Annotated in this window: 16 protein-coding genes; 11 read left to right on the forward strand and 5 right to left on the reverse strand. The window is 74.6% G+C overall.

The annotated features are described in order from the left end of the window. Positions 1–16 precede the first annotated feature (16 nt). Together ACR9ZK_RS16620 and ACR9ZK_RS16625 are read right to left on the reverse strand one after the other, a co-directional pair. Positions 17–313 carry an S-adenosylmethionine:tRNA ribosyltransferase-isomerase gene (locus tag ACR9ZK_RS16620; protein WP_481343059.1) on the reverse strand — a complete coding sequence of 99 codons (297 nt, stop codon included), beginning with the start codon at positions 311–313 and terminating at the stop codon, positions 17–19. Next, positions 310–1,077 carry an SDR family NAD(P)-dependent oxidoreductase gene (locus ACR9ZK_RS16625; protein WP_481343060.1) on the reverse strand — a complete coding sequence of 256 codons (768 nt, stop codon included), beginning with the start codon at positions 1,075–1,077 and terminating at the stop codon, positions 310–312. Before ACR9ZK_RS16625 ends, ACR9ZK_RS16620 begins: the two co-directional genes overlap by 4 nt. A 161-nt stretch (positions 1,078–1,238) precedes the next feature. Between ACR9ZK_RS16625 and nadA the strand changes: the two genes are divergently transcribed. Next, complete coding sequence (gene nadA, locus ACR9ZK_RS16630) at positions 1,239–2,429, forward strand: quinolinate synthase NadA (protein ID WP_481343061.1); 1,191 nt, start codon at positions 1,239–1,241, stop codon at positions 2,427–2,429. A gap of 4 nt (positions 2,430–2,433) precedes the next feature. Beyond that, on the forward strand, positions 2,434–3,246 hold the full coding sequence (locus ACR9ZK_RS16635) for a metallophosphoesterase family protein (RefSeq protein ID WP_481343062.1): 813 nt from the start codon (positions 2,434–2,436) through the stop codon (positions 3,244–3,246). Between the two features lie 4 nt (positions 3,247–3,250). Here ACR9ZK_RS16635 and ACR9ZK_RS16640 read toward each other — a convergent pair whose 3' ends face one another. Beyond that, on the reverse strand, positions 3,251–4,615 hold the full coding sequence (locus ACR9ZK_RS16640) for a M20/M25/M40 family metallo-hydrolase (protein ID WP_481343063.1): 1,365 nt from the start codon (positions 4,613–4,615) through the stop codon (positions 3,251–3,253). An 81-nt stretch (positions 4,616–4,696) separates the two neighbouring features. Between ACR9ZK_RS16640 and ACR9ZK_RS16645 the strand changes: the two genes are divergently transcribed. The 3 genes from ACR9ZK_RS16645 (at position 4,697) to ACR9ZK_RS16655 (ending at position 6,778) form a co-directional block, all read left to right on the forward strand. Further along, entirely contained in the window at positions 4,697–5,503 is an 807-nt protein-coding gene (locus ACR9ZK_RS16645) for a class I SAM-dependent methyltransferase (protein ID WP_481343064.1), read from the forward strand. 53 nt (positions 5,504–5,556) lie between these two features. Continuing rightward, entirely contained in the window at positions 5,557–6,126 is a 570-nt protein-coding gene (locus ACR9ZK_RS16650) for a protein-L-isoaspartate O-methyltransferase family protein (protein WP_481343065.1), read from the forward strand. A 64-nt stretch (positions 6,127–6,190) separates the two neighbouring features. Next, the gene (locus ACR9ZK_RS16655) at positions 6,191–6,778 is read left to right on the forward strand and encodes a DUF3043 domain-containing protein (protein ID WP_481343066.1); all 588 of its coding nucleotides are present in this window, start codon (positions 6,191–6,193) and stop codon (positions 6,776–6,778) included. Between the two features lie 69 nt (positions 6,779–6,847). Here ACR9ZK_RS16655 and ACR9ZK_RS16660 read toward each other — a convergent pair whose 3' ends face one another. Together ACR9ZK_RS16660 and ACR9ZK_RS16665 are read right to left on the reverse strand one after the other, a co-directional pair. Next, entirely contained in the window at positions 6,848–8,209 is a 1,362-nt protein-coding gene (locus ACR9ZK_RS16660) for a serine hydrolase domain-containing protein (RefSeq protein WP_481343067.1), read from the reverse strand. Further along, a complete protein-coding gene (locus tag ACR9ZK_RS16665) occupies positions 8,206–8,421 on the reverse strand; it encodes a hypothetical protein (RefSeq protein ID WP_481343068.1) in 216 nt (71 codons plus the stop codon). The genes ACR9ZK_RS16660 and ACR9ZK_RS16665 overlap by 4 nt, the downstream gene beginning before the upstream one ends. A 290-nt stretch (positions 8,422–8,711) precedes the next feature. On the opposite strand from ACR9ZK_RS16665, the gene ACR9ZK_RS16670 reads away from it, so the two are divergent. The 6 genes from ACR9ZK_RS16670 to ACR9ZK_RS16695 are packed head-to-tail and all read left to right on the forward strand — an operon-like array spanning position 8,712 to position 14,143. Beyond that, entirely contained in the window at positions 8,712–9,449 is a 738-nt protein-coding gene (locus ACR9ZK_RS16670) for an SCO2322 family protein (protein ID WP_481343069.1), read from the forward strand. Between the two features lie 19 nt (positions 9,450–9,468). Continuing rightward, positions 9,469–10,545 (forward strand): energy-coupling factor transporter transmembrane component T, encoded by a 1,077-nt coding sequence (locus tag ACR9ZK_RS16675; RefSeq protein ID WP_481343070.1) that lies wholly within the window; start codon positions 9,469–9,471, stop codon positions 10,543–10,545. Next, positions 10,542–12,170, forward strand: a complete 1,629-nt coding sequence (locus ACR9ZK_RS16680) for an ABC transporter ATP-binding protein (protein WP_481343071.1) — start codon at positions 10,542–10,544, stop codon at positions 12,168–12,170. Before ACR9ZK_RS16675 ends, ACR9ZK_RS16680 begins: the two co-directional genes overlap by 4 nt. Beyond that, entirely contained in the window at positions 12,167–13,039 is an 873-nt protein-coding gene (locus tag ACR9ZK_RS16685) for an ECF transporter S component (RefSeq protein WP_481343072.1), read from the forward strand. The genes ACR9ZK_RS16680 and ACR9ZK_RS16685 overlap by 4 nt, the downstream gene beginning before the upstream one ends. Further along, positions 13,036–13,626 (forward strand): bifunctional adenosylcobinamide kinase/adenosylcobinamide-phosphate guanylyltransferase, encoded by a 591-nt coding sequence (locus ACR9ZK_RS16690; protein WP_481343073.1) that lies wholly within the window; start codon positions 13,036–13,038, stop codon positions 13,624–13,626. The genes ACR9ZK_RS16685 and ACR9ZK_RS16690 overlap by 4 nt, the downstream gene beginning before the upstream one ends. Continuing rightward, positions 13,619–14,143, forward strand: a complete 525-nt coding sequence (locus ACR9ZK_RS16695; RefSeq protein ID WP_481343074.1) for an adenosylcobinamide-GDP ribazoletransferase — start codon at positions 13,619–13,621, stop codon at positions 14,141–14,143. The genes ACR9ZK_RS16690 and ACR9ZK_RS16695 overlap by 8 nt, the downstream gene beginning before the upstream one ends. Positions 14,144–14,159 lie beyond the last annotated feature (16 nt).

The following is a 14,159-nucleotide window of genomic DNA, read 5'->3' on the forward strand; positions in this document are numbered from 1 at the left end:
TCCGTCGTCGGCAGCGTCAGATGTGTATAAGAGACAGGTGCAGGACCACGGGCCCGCGGCCGTCGAGGACGGCGTCGACCTCACGGGCGGAGGTCGCCGACGTGTTGACGACGAGGACGTCACCGGGTCGCAGGTGCTCGGCGATCCGGTCGAAGCGGGTGTGGGTCACCCGTGGGCCGTCGGCCGTGTCCTGCGCGACGAGGAGCCGCACGGCGTCCCGCGAGCCGGCGCGCTCCTCGGGCGGTGACGACGCCGTCAGGTCGCCCGTCGCGCGGAACCGCGTCGAGGGGGCGTGGCGCAGCAGCGTCGTCACCGCGACACCGCCGTTTGCGAGCCGCGAGCGGCGAGGATCTCCGCAGCGACGAGCCGGCCGCTCGGTGGACGCGTCTCGAGCAGGGCCAGGACGGCGGGCACCGCCACCTCCTCCGGGAGCGGGCGGTCGCCGATGTCCTCGCCGGGGAACGCGTCCTGGTGCATCGTGGTGCGCATGTCACCCGGGTCGAGGGCCCACGCACGGACGCCCGGCTCCTCCTCGCCGAGGGTGAGGGTCAGGTGGTCGAGCGCCGCCTTCGAGGCGCCGTAGGGACCCCACGTCTCGTAGTGGCCCACGGCGGCGTCCGAGGACAGGCTCACGAACGCGCCACCGGCCTGCTCGAGGTCGGGCAGGAGGGAGCGGACCAGCTCGTGCGGCGCGAGGACGTTGACGGCCAGGACGGCGGCGAGCTCGTCGACGGTCACGTCCCGGAGGTGACGCATCGGCAGTGGCCCGAGCGTGCTGGCGTTGGCCACGAGCAGGTCCAGACCGGCTCCACCGGCTGCGGCGCGCACGGCTTGGACGACCTCGCGGCGGTGGACGGCGTCGGCGACGTCGCCCGCGACACCGACGGTCGGCGTGCTCGGGCGTCCGGGCCCGGCCGGTCCGGCGAGCGCGGTGAGCTCGGAGACCTCGGTGACGGTGCGGTCCAGGTCGTCCGTGGTGCGTGCGGTGAGGACGAGCGTCCAGCCTCGGCGGGCGAGGGCCGCGGCGAGCGCGCGGCCGAGACCTCGGGTGGCGCCGGTGACGAGTGCGGTGGGCATCGGTCCCTCCTGGTGTCGTCGTCGACGTGGGTCGTCGACGTCCCCAGCGTCAGACATCAAGCTCACTTGAAGTCAAGGGCACGTCTCCCCCCGTGCCGCCGCCTGCGGCCGGACGTCGGGCGGTGGCGTGGGGCACGCCCGCGGCGGCATACGATCTGGGCATGACGACGGCACCCGCCCCGCTGCCCCTCCTCGTGCTCGGCCGGGGCACCGACCTGCACACCGAGCGCGGGGTCGAGTGCCCCGGCGACCTGCCGGCCCCCTCCGACCCGGGGCTCGTGCAGCGGGCGCGGGCCGCGAAGGCCGCACTCGGCGACTCGGTGTTCGTCCTCGGCCACCACTACCAGCGCGACGAGGTCATCGAGTTCGCCGACGTCACGGGTGACTCCTTCAAGCTGGCGCGCGACGCCGCCGCCCGTCCCGACGCGCCGTACATCGTCTTCTGCGGCGTGCACTTCATGGCCGAGTCGGCCGACATCCTCACGAGTGAGGACCAGACGGTGATCCTGCCCGACCTCGCCGCCGGGTGCTCGATGGCCGACATGGCCGCGATCGCCCAGGTCGAGGACTGCTGGGAGCAGCTCGCTGCGGCCGGCGTCGCCGAGCGGACGATCCCGGTCACGTACATGAACTCCTCGGCCGCGATCAAGGCGTTCACCGGGCGGCACGGCGGCACCATCTGCACCTCCTCGAACGCCCGCACGGCGCTCGACTGGGCCTTCGACGAGGTCGGCGGGGTGCACGGCAGGGGGAAGGTGCTCTTCCTGCCCGACCAGCACCTCGGCCGCAACACCGCCGTGCGCGAGCTCGGCCTCTCGCTCGAGGACTGCGTCGTCTGGGACCCGCACCGCCCGAACGGCGGCCTGACCCACGAGCAGCTCGAGGACGCCCGGATGATCCTGTGGCGCGGGCACTGCTCGGTGCACGGCCGCTTCTCCGTCGAGGCCGTCGAGGCCGCGCGCCGCGAGATCCCCGACGTCAAGGTCGTCGTCCACCCCGAGTGCCGCTACGAGGTCGTCGAGCTCGCCGACGAGGTGGGCTCCACGGAGAAGATCATCCAGACCATCGCCGCGGCGCCGGACGGCACCTCCTGGGTGGTCGGCACCGAGCTCAACCTCGTCCGGCGTCTGGCCCGGCAGTTCCCGAACCAGCGGATCGCCTTCCTGGAGAAGAACGTCTGCTACTGCTCGACGATGAACCGCATCGACCTGCCGCACCTCGTCTGGGCCCTCGAGTCCCTCGTCGAGGGTCGCGTGGTCAACCCCATCCGCGTCGACCCCGCCGTTGCCGCGCAGGCCCGCGCCGCACTCGACCGGATGCTCGCCCTGCCCGGCAAGACCCACAAGGACTGAGCCGGTGCGGCCGGCGCCCGACCGCATCGCCGTCATCTCCGACGTCCACGGGAACGTGACCGCCCTCGAGGCGGTCCTCGCGGACATCGAGGCCCGCGGCATCGTGCGCGTCGTCAACCTCGGCGACGTCGTCGGCAAGGGACCGCGCGGGTCCGAGGCGGTCAAGCTCTCGCGCGAGGCGTGCGAGGTGACCGTCCGGGGCAACTGGGACTCGCTCATCGGCGACTGGGAGGGCCACGTCGGACGCGGCACCGTGCCGCGGTTCGAGGCCGGCCAGTGGACGCGTGACGAGATCACCGACGACGACGCCGCGTGGCTCGCCGGCCTGCCCAACGCCCACGACCTCGTCATGAGCGGCAAGCGGGTCCGCCTCTTCCACGCCTCGCAGACCAGCGAGTTCGTCCGCGTCCGCCGGGCGCACACGCAGGACGAGTTCCGCGGCATGTTCACGAACACCGACTTCACCGGTGAGTTCCGTGCCCCGGTCCCGGGGCACGTGTGGGAGCGGGGCGCGACACCCGACGTCGTCGGCTACGGCGACATCCACGGCACCTACCTCGAGGCCGACGAGGGCCTGCAGCTCTTCAACGTCGGAGCCGTCGGCAACCACCTCGACGACCCGAGCGCCCCGTACTGCATCCTCGAGGGCGTCACGAACTCCCTTGCGCCGCAGCCGTTCTCGATCCAGTTCGTCCGCGTGCCCTACGACATCGATGCCGAGGTCGCGGTCGCCCACGACCTCGGCATGCCCGGCGCCGGGGCCTACGCCCTCGAGCTGCACGAGGGCATCTACCGGGGCCGCGGCAAACGCTCTTGACGCGTCAGCGCGGCATGGCGCCGAGGCGGGCGAGCAGGAGCGCCTCCGCCTGGCAGACGCGGGCGAACTCCGCGAGGTGGAGCGACTCGTTCGCGCCGTGCGCCCGGGTGTCGGGGTCCTCGACGCCCGTCACGAGGATGGCGGCGTCGGGGAAGCGGGCGGCGAAGTCGGAGATGAACGGGATCGAGCCACCCACCCCCATGTCGACGGCGTCGACGCCCCACGCGTCCTTGAAGGCGGCGCGCGCCTGGTCGTAGACCGGCCCCTCGGCATCGGCCGCGAAACCCCAGCCGTGCTCCTCGAGGTCCACGGTGACTCGCGCACCCCACGGCGCGTGCTCGAGCAGGTGGGCCTTGAGCAGCTCGAACGCCGCGGCCGGGTCCTGCGTGGGAGCCAGCCGCATCGAGACCTTGGCGGCGGCGTGGGCCGCGAGCGTGTTGGACGCCTTGTCGACCGACGTGACGTCCATGCCGATCGTCGTGATCGAGGGCTTGTTCCACAGGCGGGTCAGGATCGAGCCGGTGCCGATGAGCGAGACGCCGTCGAGCAGCCCGGACTCCTCGCGGAACCGCGCCTCGTCGTAGTCGATGTCGGCTGCGGTGCCCTCGTCGAGGCCGCGGACGGCGACGCTGCCGTCGTCGTCGTGGAGCGTCGCGAGCAGGCGGACCATCGCCGTGACGGCGTCCGGGGCGGCACCGCCGAACATGCCGGAGTGGACCGAGTGGTCGAGGGTCTCGACCCGGACCACCGCCCGGACACCACCCCGCAGCGTCGTCGTCAGCGCCGGCTCGCCGATGGCCCAGTTGCCCGAGTCGGCGATGACGATCGCGTCGGCGGCGAGGCGGTGGCCGTGCTTCTCGAGGATCGCCGGCAGCGAGGCCGAGCCGAACTCCTCCTCGCCCTCCACGAAGACCGTCACGCCCACCGGCAGGTTGCCGGCGTGGGCCCGCAACGCGGCGACGTGGGCCATGACGCCGGCCTTGTCGTCGGCGGCGCCACGGCCGTAGAGGCGACCGTCGCGCTCGGTCGGCTCGAACGGCGGGCTGTGCCAGTCGGCGTCGTCACCGGGCGGCTGCACGTCGTGGTGCGCGTAGAGCGTCACGGTCGGGGCGCCCTCGGGTCCCGCGAGGTGGCCGATGACGGCGGGGCGCCCGCCCTCGACGACCACCTCGACGTCGAGGCCCTCCCGGCGCAGCAGCTCGGCCACGGCCTCGGCGCTGCGCGCCACGTTGGCCTGGTCGAAGCTCGTCGCGGAGACGCTCGGAATGCGCACGAGGTCCTCGAGGTCGGCCCGCACCTGCGGCATGAGCTCGGCGACCCGGTCGCGGATGGCGCTGATCTGGTCCTGGGAGAGCACGTCGTCGGTCACAGCCCGACCCTACCGACGGGTCGCACCCCACTCCCCCGGCAGCCCCGTGGGCGTCCGTGAGGTTCGGCTAGTTTCGTCGCCGTGGCAACCAACGCCTTCACGCCGGGCCAGGACCCGTGGCTGCGCCGGCTCGGCAACCTGCGCAACGTCGTGCGCCAGGAGCTCGTCGCGCGCCAGCTCGGGGCCCATCTTCCCCGCGGCCCGCTCAGGGTGCTCGACGTGGGCGCCGGGCAGGGCACGCAGTCCCTGCGCCTTGCTCGCCTCGGGCACACCGTGACGGCCGTCGAACCCGACGCCCGCATGCGCGCGGCCTTCGAGCAGGCCGCCGCCTCGCTGGAGCCCTCGCAGCGGGACCGGGTCACGCTCCTCGCCGGCGACCTGGCGTCGCTCGCCAGCGTGACGCGTCCCACCGCCTACGACGTCGTCCTGTGCCACGGCGTGCTCATGTACCTGCCCGAGAGCCGCTCGGCGGTGGCCGCCCTCGCGCGCCGGACGGCTCCCGGCGGGGTCGTCTCGCTCGTCGCGCGCAACGGCGCGGCGATGGCCTGGCGGCCGGCTGCCCGTAGCGACTGGGACGGCGCGGCAGCGATGCTCGAGGAGCTCGAGGCCGCGCGAGCGCAGGGCCGTGACGCCCGCTACCGCAACGAGATCGGTGTCGACGCCCGCGCCGACACCTTGGAGTCCCTGACCGCCGACTGCGAGGCCAACGGGCTCACCGTGCGCGCCTGGTACGGCGTCCGGGTCGCCTCCGACACGGTGCCGGTCGACGAGCCGACACCGGACGCCGAGACGCTCGCGACCCTGCTCGACGTCGAGGAGAGGCTCGGACGGACCGACCCCTACCGGTCCCTCGGCACCCTCCTGCACGTCGTCGCGGGACCCGCCTGACCCGGGCCATCCGCGCTCGGGACGCCTGCGCCGTGCCGTGGAAGACTCGAGGGATGGATCCGGTGGACCGGGCCCTCGAGGCCGTCCCGCGGGCCGGGTTCCTGCCGCGCGCGGCGCGCTGGCGGGCCGGCCACGACGGCCCCATCCTCATCGGCCACGGGCAGACGAACTCGCAGCCGCGGACGGTCGCCGACATGCTGCGCCTGCTCGACGTGCGTCCGGGCCAGCGCGTCCTCGACGTCGGCGCCGGCTCGGGCTGGACGACGGCCCTGCTCGCCCACCTCGTCGGGCCCGCCGGCGTCGTGGTCGGCGTCGAGCTCGAGCCGGACCTCGCGGCCTGGGGCGCGGACAACCTCGCCCGGTGCGATGCCCCGTGGGCCTCGATCGACCTCGCCGAGCCCGACGTCCTCGGCGCACCGGAGCGTGGGCCCTACGACCGCATCCTCGTCTCCGCGGAGGCCACCTCGCTGCCGCAGGCCCTCGTCGACCAGCTCGCCGACCCGGGACGCATGGTCGTCCCCGTCGCCGGGACGATGGTCCTCGTCGAGCTGGCCGACGGCGCCCTGACGACGAGCGAGCACGGGCTGTACCGCTTCGTGCCCCTACGCAAGCGACGCCTGTGACGGCAGCGCCGGCCGCGGAGCGCGCGATTCCTGTCCCGCGCCCGACCTCGCCTAGAGTGGGCCCGTGTTCGGACGCAAGAAGACCCTCAACGAGGAGCTCGCCTCCTCCTCCACCGCGCTGCAGGACTCCGAGGCGCGACCCGGCGCCAAGAACCGGCCGACGCCCAAGCGCCGTGACCAGGAGGCCCTGAACAAGCGTCCACTCATCGTCACCGACCGCAAGGCCGCCTCCAAGCAGGACCGCACCGCCCGCCGCGAGGCGATGGCCACGCAGCGCGCGGGCATGCTGGCGGGCAACGAGAAGTACCTGCCGGCCCGCGACAAGGGCCCGCGCCGTCGGTTCATCCGGGACTCGGTCGACGCCCGCTGGAACATCGGCGAGTTCATGCTGCCGGTCATGCTGCTCGTCCTGCTGCTCAGCTTCGTGCGGGCGGGGTGGGCGCTGATGGCCGTGTTCGTCCTCGTCTACGGCCTCATCCTCGTGGCCGTCGTCGACGCCGTCCTCATGTGGCGCCGCACCCGCAAGAAGGTCGAGGCCAAGTTCGGCGGGGCCGAGAAGGGCGATGCCTGGTACGCGATCATGCGCGCCTTCCAGATGCGTCGCACGCGGATGCCCAAGGCGCAGGTCGCGCGCGGCGAGCAGCCGCGCTGAGCCGCCCACCCGTCACCTGCCGGGCCCCCGGACACCACACGGCGTCCGGGGGTCTGCTGCGTGCGGGCCTCAGTCCTGCAGCTCGGCGAACGCGAGCGGCTCGCGGGTGACGGCGTACGTCGCGAAGTACAGCTTCTCGACCGAACCGTCGGCGCCGCGGACCACGTCGAGCACCTCGCCGCGTTCGCGACCCGCAGCCGCGCGGAACCGGTCCACCCCGTCGGCCTCGAACCGTGTCTCGGACAGCGGCTCGTCCTCGGACAGGCGCGACCACAGCCGGCCCTCCCGGACGAAGAACGTGATCGGCGCGCCCTCGGACCACCACAGGCCGAGGAGCTCCTCGAGCTCGGGTCGCGGCTCCTCGGGGACCCACGCCGGCGCGAGCGTCGGCTCCGCGTCCAGGACGGCGTCGACGAGGTCGGTCGCGAGCGCGAGGGTGAGGGCGTTCGACGTGCAGTTGGCGAACACGACCGCGCCGACGCCGTCGCGGCGCCGGATGCGCAGTCCGGTGAGGAAGCCGGGCATCGCGCCGCCGTGCCCGACGTAGACGCGGTCACCGCGCCGGCCCATGCCGAACCCGAGCCCGTACGCGCCGGACCAGCCGTCGACGTCGGTCATGATGAGCGGCCGGCACATCTCCTCGACCGTCTCGGGAGCCACGACGCGGCCGTCCGGGGCGGCGACGTAGGCGGCGTAGCGCGCCAGGTCGGACACGGTCGACCACAGCCCGCCGAGCGGCGCCGTCGCGTTGAGCGTGAAGAGCGGCTCCTCGGTGGTGGTGCCGCGGTAGGGGTCGACCTGGTAGCCGTGCGCCCGGTCGGACGCCGGCGTCAGGCCCGTCCGGGACATCCCGAGCGGCTCGAGAACCCGCTCACGGACGACGTCCTCCCAGTCGCGACCGGTCACCGTCTCGACGACGTGGCCGAGCAGGCCGTAGGCGAGGTTGGAGTAGTGGAAGGCGTGGTGCGCCGGTAGCACCTGCTCGGCGTCCTCGACACCGGCGAGGAATGCCGCGCGCTCGGGCGCGGCGAGCGACTCCCAGATGTTCCCGACCGGTTCGCGCTGCAGGCCGGACGCGTGGGCGAGCATCTGGCGCAAGGGCACCCGGGCGTGACGGGTGCCCGGCAGGTACCCGCCGAGCTCGTCGTCGAGGCTGAGCAGACCGTCGTCGCGCAGCGCCATGACGACGAGCGCCGTGAACGTCTTGGTCACGGACCCGATGAGGTACTGGGTGTCGTCGTCGGCCGGGCGGGAGGCGGGGCCGAGCTCGGCGGACCCCACGTGGCCGGACCACACCAGAGCACCGTCGCGCACGACGCCCGCGCTCACCCCGGGCGAGCGCCAGGCGCGCTGCGCGGTGACGACGCGTCCGAGCAGGTCGCGGGCCAGGCCCGCCGACAGGGTGTCGGGGGCCTCGGCGGCCAGGCTCACTCCGCGGCCCGGAGGCTCATCGGGCCGTAGACGACCGAGTCGGCCTCGCGCAGCGTCACCGACTCGACGCCGTGGGCGAGCAGGTCGCGCCACGTCTCGCCGAGGTAGTTCTCGGCGTCGCTCTGGGTCGGGAAGCCGGTCGTGGCCAGGCCCTCCCCCGACATCGGCTCGCCGTGCGCGTCGAGGTACAGCCAGGACCAGTCTCCGCTCATGTCCGTCACCCTAGACGCACCCCGGTCGCGCGGTGCGCCGGCTCGTTTGACGGGCGGCCACCGCGCGTGCCACGGTTCGCGTATCCGATGGACGACGGGGCAAGCCGGTGCGACTCCGGCGCTGACCCGCAACCGTGACCCGCAGCCCCGCCCGACCAGGCGCCGCGGCGACAGCCGGAAAACCCGCGCCCGTCCGGCTCTGTGTCAGTCTGTCGTGGAATGCGGACCGGAGTCACCGACGACGGCTCCGCGGGGGGCTCGGGACGGTGTCCGACCGCGAGGAGGAAACCGTGTCCACCGTTCGTCGCACCCCCCTGCGGGTGCTGCTCGCCGCACTCGTCGCCGCCGCCGTCGCCGTCCTCACCACCGGCCCCGCGCAGGCCGCCGCATACCGCTTCTGGGGCTTCTACCAGCTGACCGACGGCGCGTGGTCGTTCGCCCGGAAGGGCCCGGACCAGACCACCCCTGCCGACGGCAGCGTCGACGGCTGGCGCTTCGCCGTCGGCGACGAGAGCGCGACGCGCTTCCCGCGGGCCGTGCTCGGCTTCGACGCGATCTGCGGCTCCACACCCGCGGTGTCCGGATCCAAGCGCGTCGGGCTCGTCGTGGACTTCGGCCGACCGGCCGACGCCGAGGACGGCGCCACCCCGCCTGCCCCGAAGGCCGTCTGCGCCGTCGTCCCCACTGCCGCCACGAGCACCGACGTGCTCGCCAAGGCGGGCGAGCTGCGCACCGAGAAGGGCCTCGTCTGCGCGGTCGCCGGCTACCCCGCCACCGGCTGCGGCGGTGAGGTCAAGCAGGTCAGCGCCGCCGCCAAGGCCGCCGACACCCCGGTGACAGTCGCCACGCCGGCCGCGTCGACGAGTGCCACCACCGCCGCGGCCAGCGCCCCGGTCGACGCCACGGCCCGGCCCGCGTCGTCGAGCACCGGCACGACCGTGGCCTGGGTCGTCGTCGCCCTCGTCGTGCTCGCCCTCATCGGCTACCTGCTCGTCCGCTCGCGGCGCCGCACCGGCGTCGACGGCTGAGCGGGGTGACCCGACGGCGATGCGGCTGCGCGCGCGGCTCCTGCACCCCGCGGCCTGGTGGCTGTGGGGCCTGGGCCTCGCCACGGCGGCGTCCCGCACGACGAACCCCGCCGTGCTGCTGCTCGTCGTCGCCGTCTGCGTCCTCGTCGTCACCGAGCGACGTGACCCGGCCACGCCCAACCCGCTCGCCGGGTTCCTCGCGATCGGTCTGGCCGTCGTCCTCCTCCGGGTCCTCGTGACCGCGCTCCTCGGCAACGGCGTCCACGGCGAGACCGTCCTCGTGACGCTTCCACGCGTTCCGCTCCCGGACTGGCTCTCCGGGATCCGTCTCGGCGGGCCGGTCGCGCTCGAGCCCCTCCTGTTCAGCCTCTACGACGCGCTGCGCCTCGCGGCCGTGCTCGCCTGCCTCGGCGCCGCCAACGCCCTCGCGTCACCGCGGCGGCTCCTGCGCTACCTGCCGGCGACGCTCTACGACGTCGGCACGGCCGTCGTCGTCGGGCTGACCTTCGCGCCGCAGCTGCTCGCCGACGCGCGCACGGTGCGCTCCGCGCGCACCCTGCGAGGGCGCGAGGGGCACGGCATCCGCGAGACGGCCCGCCTCGCCGTTCCCGTCCTCGAGACGGCCTTCGAGCGCTCGCTCGCGCTGGCCGCGTCGATGGAGTCCCGTGGCTACGGCCGCGCCGTGCGCAGCAGCGCCGGCACCCGCCGCCTCGCGAGCGGCCTCGCGCTGCTCGGTCTCCTCGGCGTCATCGGCGGCCTCTACGGCCTGCTCGACGCGTCGGCCGGCGGCACCCTCGGCCTGCCCCTGCTCGTCGCCGGGGCCGTCCTCGCGGCGAGCAGCCTCGTCGTGGGCGCCTCGCGTGACGGCCGGTCCGGCCACCGACGTGACCGGTGGGAGTGGCCGGAGTCCCTGACCGTCGTCCTCGGCAGCGCTCCTGCGGTCGTCCTCGTCGTGGCCGGCGTGCGCGGCTGGGACGGCGTCACGCCGCCCCAGCGCGTCGAGCTGCCCGCGGTGCCGCTGCTCACCGTGGTCGCGGTGCTCGTGGCGGCCCTGCCCGCCTGGCTCACGCCACGGCCGCGGGAGGCTGCACCGTGATCGCCTTCGACCGGGTCAGCGTCACCTACGCGGGCGCCGACGCCCCGAGCCTCGTGGACGTCACGCTCGAGGTGCCCGAGGGGGAGCTCGTCCTCGTCGTCGGGCCCACCGGCAGCGGCAAGTCGACGCTGCTGCGCACCGTCAACGGCCTCGTCCCGCACTTCAGCGGCGGCACCCTGTCCGGCCGGGTCGTCGTCGACGGCCTCGACACCGCGGCACACCGGCCGCGCGACCTCGCCACCGTCGTGGGGCTCGTCGAGCAGAACCCGTCGTCGACCTTCGTCACCGACGTCGTCGAGGACGAGGTCGCCTACGGCATGGAGACGATGGGCCTGGACCCGACGGCGATCCGCCGCCGCGTCGAGGAGACGCTCGACCTGTTCGGGCTCACCCCGCTGCGGGCGCGCGCCCTGGGCACCCTCTCCGGCGGGCAGCAGCAGCGGGTGGCCATCGCGGCCCTCTTCGCCGCCGGTCCGCGGGTGCTCGTGCTGGACGAACCCACCTCGGCGCTGGATCCCGTTGCCGCAGAAGAGGTCCTGGCCTCGCTGCACCGCATCGTGCACGACCTCGGGGTCACCGTCGTGCTCGCCGAGCACCGCCTCGAACGCGTCGTGCACCACGCCGACCGGGTCGTGCTCGTCGAGGACGGCCACGTGTCCGAGCTGCTCGAACCGGCCGAGGCGATGAGCCTGTCGCGCGTCTTCCCGCCCGTCGTGGGGCTGTCCCGGCTCGCCGGGTGGAGCCCCACGCCCCTGTCGATCCGCGACGCCAGACGCCGTGCCGCCTCGCTGCGGGAGACCCTCCGCCCGCGCACGCCGCCGTCCCGGCCCGGCCGACCCGGCGGCCCCTGGCCCGCAGGCACTGCGCTGTCGCTCGACCGGGTGACCGTGCGTCGGGCCGGACGCGTCGTCCTCGACGGTGTCGACCTCGAGGTGGCGCGTGGCTCGGTCACGGCCCTCATGGGGCGCAACGGCGCCGGCAAGTCGACGCTGCTCGGCGCGGTGGCAGCACAGCACCGGCTCGCGGGCGGGCGAGTCCGTGCCGGCTCCGCCACGGCGGACCCGCACACCCTGGCCGCTCGCGAACGGGTCGGCGTCGTCGGGCTCGTGCCGCAGCAGCCCGAGCTGCTGCTCTACGCCGACTCGGTCGCCGCGGAGTGCTCCGCGGCCGACGCCGACTTCGGTGTGCCCGCCGGCACCGCGGCAGCCGTGCTCTCCCGCATCGGCGAGGGCATCGACCCCACGACCCACCCGCGTGACCTGTCCGAGGGGCAGCGGCTCGAGCTGGCCCTGGCCGTCATCCTCGCCGGCACCCCGGAGGTCCTCCTCCTCGACGAGCCGACGCGCGGGCTCGACTACGGCGCCAAGCAGCGTCTGTGCGGCCTCCTCGCCGAGCTGGCCGCGGCCGGCACGACGGTCATCGTGGCGACCCACGACGTCGAGCTCGCGGCCGAGGTCGCCGACCGCGTCGTCATCCTGGCCGACGGAGAGGTCGTGACCGACGGCCCCACGCGCGAGGTCCTCGCCTCCTCCCCCGCCTTCGCCCCGCAGGTGACCAAGGTGCTGCACCCGCAGACGTGGCTCACGGTGGCCGAGGTGGCCCGCGCCCTCGGGCGATCGGCATGAGCGCGCCGGCACCCGCACCCCGCGCCGTCCGGACGCTGCCGCCCGCCTCACGCCGGGTCATCCCGCTGCGCTGGCCGGCCGTCCTCGCGGTCGTCGCCGTGGGGCTCGTCGGGTTCGCCGCCTTCACGTGGCCGTTCTTCGCACCCGGTCAGGTGGCGGCCGACCACGGCAACGACGCGCCGTGGTTCTTCGCCCTGCTCCTGGGTCTGCTCGCCGTCGTGTGCCTCGCCGAGGTGACCGCCGGGCGGCTCGACGCCAAGACCGTCGCGGTGCTCGGCGTCGCGGCCGCCGCCGGCGGGGCACTGCGCCTGCTCAGCGCCGGGACGGCGGGGCTCGAGCCGATGTTCTTCGTCGTCGTCGTCGCCGGCCGCGTGCTCGGCCCCGGCGTGGGCTTCGTCTCCGGGTCCCTCGCCGTGACGACGGGAGCCCTGCTCACCGGCGGGGTGGGTCCCTGGCTGCCGTTCCAGATGGTGTGCTCGGGCGCCATCGGTCTCGGTGCCGGCCTGCTGCCCGTCGGGGACGGGCGCCGCGCCGAGCGGTGGGTCCTCGCCGCGTACGCCCTCGTCACGGGCCTCGGGTACGGCGCCGTCATGAACCTGTGGTTCTGGCCGTTCCTCGGGCCCGGCGCGCCCACGGGCATGGGTTTCGTGCCCGGCGCCCCGCTGCCGGACAACCTCACCCACTACGCCGTCTTCTACGTCTCCACCTCGCTCGCCTGGGACCTGCCGCGCGGCCTGCTCAACGCCGTCCTCGTCGTGCTGGCCGGGCCGGCGCTGCTGCGGGTCTTCCGGCGCGCCGCACGACGAGCGGCCTTCGACGCCCCGGTGCGGTTCGCGCCGCGGGCCGAGCCTGCCGAGGACCCGACGTGACCGCCCGCGCGGCGAGCACGACCCTCGTCACCGGGCCCGTGCGCAGCGGCAAGAGCCGCCACGCCGAGGACCTGCTGTCCGCCGAGAGCGACGTCACGTACGTCGCGACCGGGCCTGCTCCGGCGGCCGACGACGACGAGTGGCGCACCCGCGTCGAGGCGCATCGCGCCCAGCGGCCGGCCTCGTGGCGCACGGTGGAGACCTCCGACGTCGCGGGCGTCCTGCGTGCCGCCCGCGGACCGGTGCTCGTCGACTGCCTCGGCACGTGGCTCACGAGCGTCGTCGACGCGGTGGGCTGGGACGACCTCGCCGTCGCAGCGTCCGCCGTCCGTCTGCAGGGCGCAACCTTGATCGATTCCCTCTGCGCCGCAACCGTCCCCGTCGTCGTCGTGACGAACGAGGTGGGGTGGTCGCTCGTGCCGACGACGGCCTCCGGTCGCCTCTTCCAGGACGAGCTGGGCCGGCTCAACGCCGCGGTGTCCGCCGTGGCGGCGCGCGTGCACCTCGTCGTGGCCGGACGCGTCCTCGACCTCTCGCAGGGCCTCGTCGTGCCGTCGTCAGCCCGTCCACGGACTCTCGATGCGTGACGCCTGGCGCCTCTGCGTCGGCACCTTCACCGCCCTGCGCGTCGCGCCGCCGGATGCCGTCGGTCCCCGGGAGCTCGGCCTGGCGATGCTGCTCGCCCCCGTCAGCACGCTCGGCTTCGCCCTCGTGTGGGTGGTCCTCGGCGTCCTGGTGGTCCTCGGCGCGCTGCCGCCCGCGGTGGCGGCCGTGCTGGCCCTGGTGGTCGTGGCGCTCGGGTCGCGGGCCTTCCACCTCGACGGCCTCGCCGACCTCGCCGACGGCCTGACGTCCGGACACGAGCCGGCCCGGTCGCTCGAGGTGATGCGCCGCGGCGACACCGGACCGGCCGGGGCCGCGGCGCTCGTCCTCGTGCTCGGGCTCGACGCCGCCGCCCTGGCCGCGCTGCTGCCGACGTCCGCCGGCGTGGCGCTCGCCGTGGTGAGCCTCACCGCCAGCCGCCTCGCGCCGGCGGTGTGCGCCCGACGCGGGGTCCCGGCCGCGCGGGCCGAGGGCCTGGGTCTGTCTCTTATACACATCTGACGCTGCCGACGACGGA

The sequence above is a fragment of the Monashia sp. HAY1-5C genome, assembly GCF_056755255.1.

Coding starts and splice junctions, on each gene's coding strand:
- ACR9ZK_RS16675 (WP_481343070.1), top strand. CDS start 9,469: ATGCGGCTGCGCGCGCGGCTCCTGCACCCCGCGGCCTGGTGGCTGTGG.
- ACR9ZK_RS16625 (WP_481343060.1), bottom strand. CDS start 1,077: ATGCCCACCGCACTCGTCACCGGCGCCACCCGAGGTCTCGGCCGCGCG.
- nadA (WP_481343061.1), top strand. CDS start 1,239: ATGACGACGGCACCCGCCCCGCTGCCCCTCCTCGTGCTCGGCCGGGGC.
- ACR9ZK_RS16695 (WP_481343074.1), top strand. CDS start 13,619: ATGCGTGACGCCTGGCGCCTCTGCGTCGGCACCTTCACCGCCCTGCGC.
- ACR9ZK_RS16685 (WP_481343072.1), top strand. CDS start 12,167: ATGAGCGCGCCGGCACCCGCACCCCGCGCCGTCCGGACGCTGCCGCCC.
- ACR9ZK_RS16650 (WP_481343065.1), top strand. CDS start 5,557: ATGGATCCGGTGGACCGGGCCCTCGAGGCCGTCCCGCGGGCCGGGTTC.
- ACR9ZK_RS16665 (WP_481343068.1), bottom strand. CDS start 8,421: ATGAGCGGAGACTGGTCCTGGCTGTACCTCGACGCGCACGGCGAGCCG.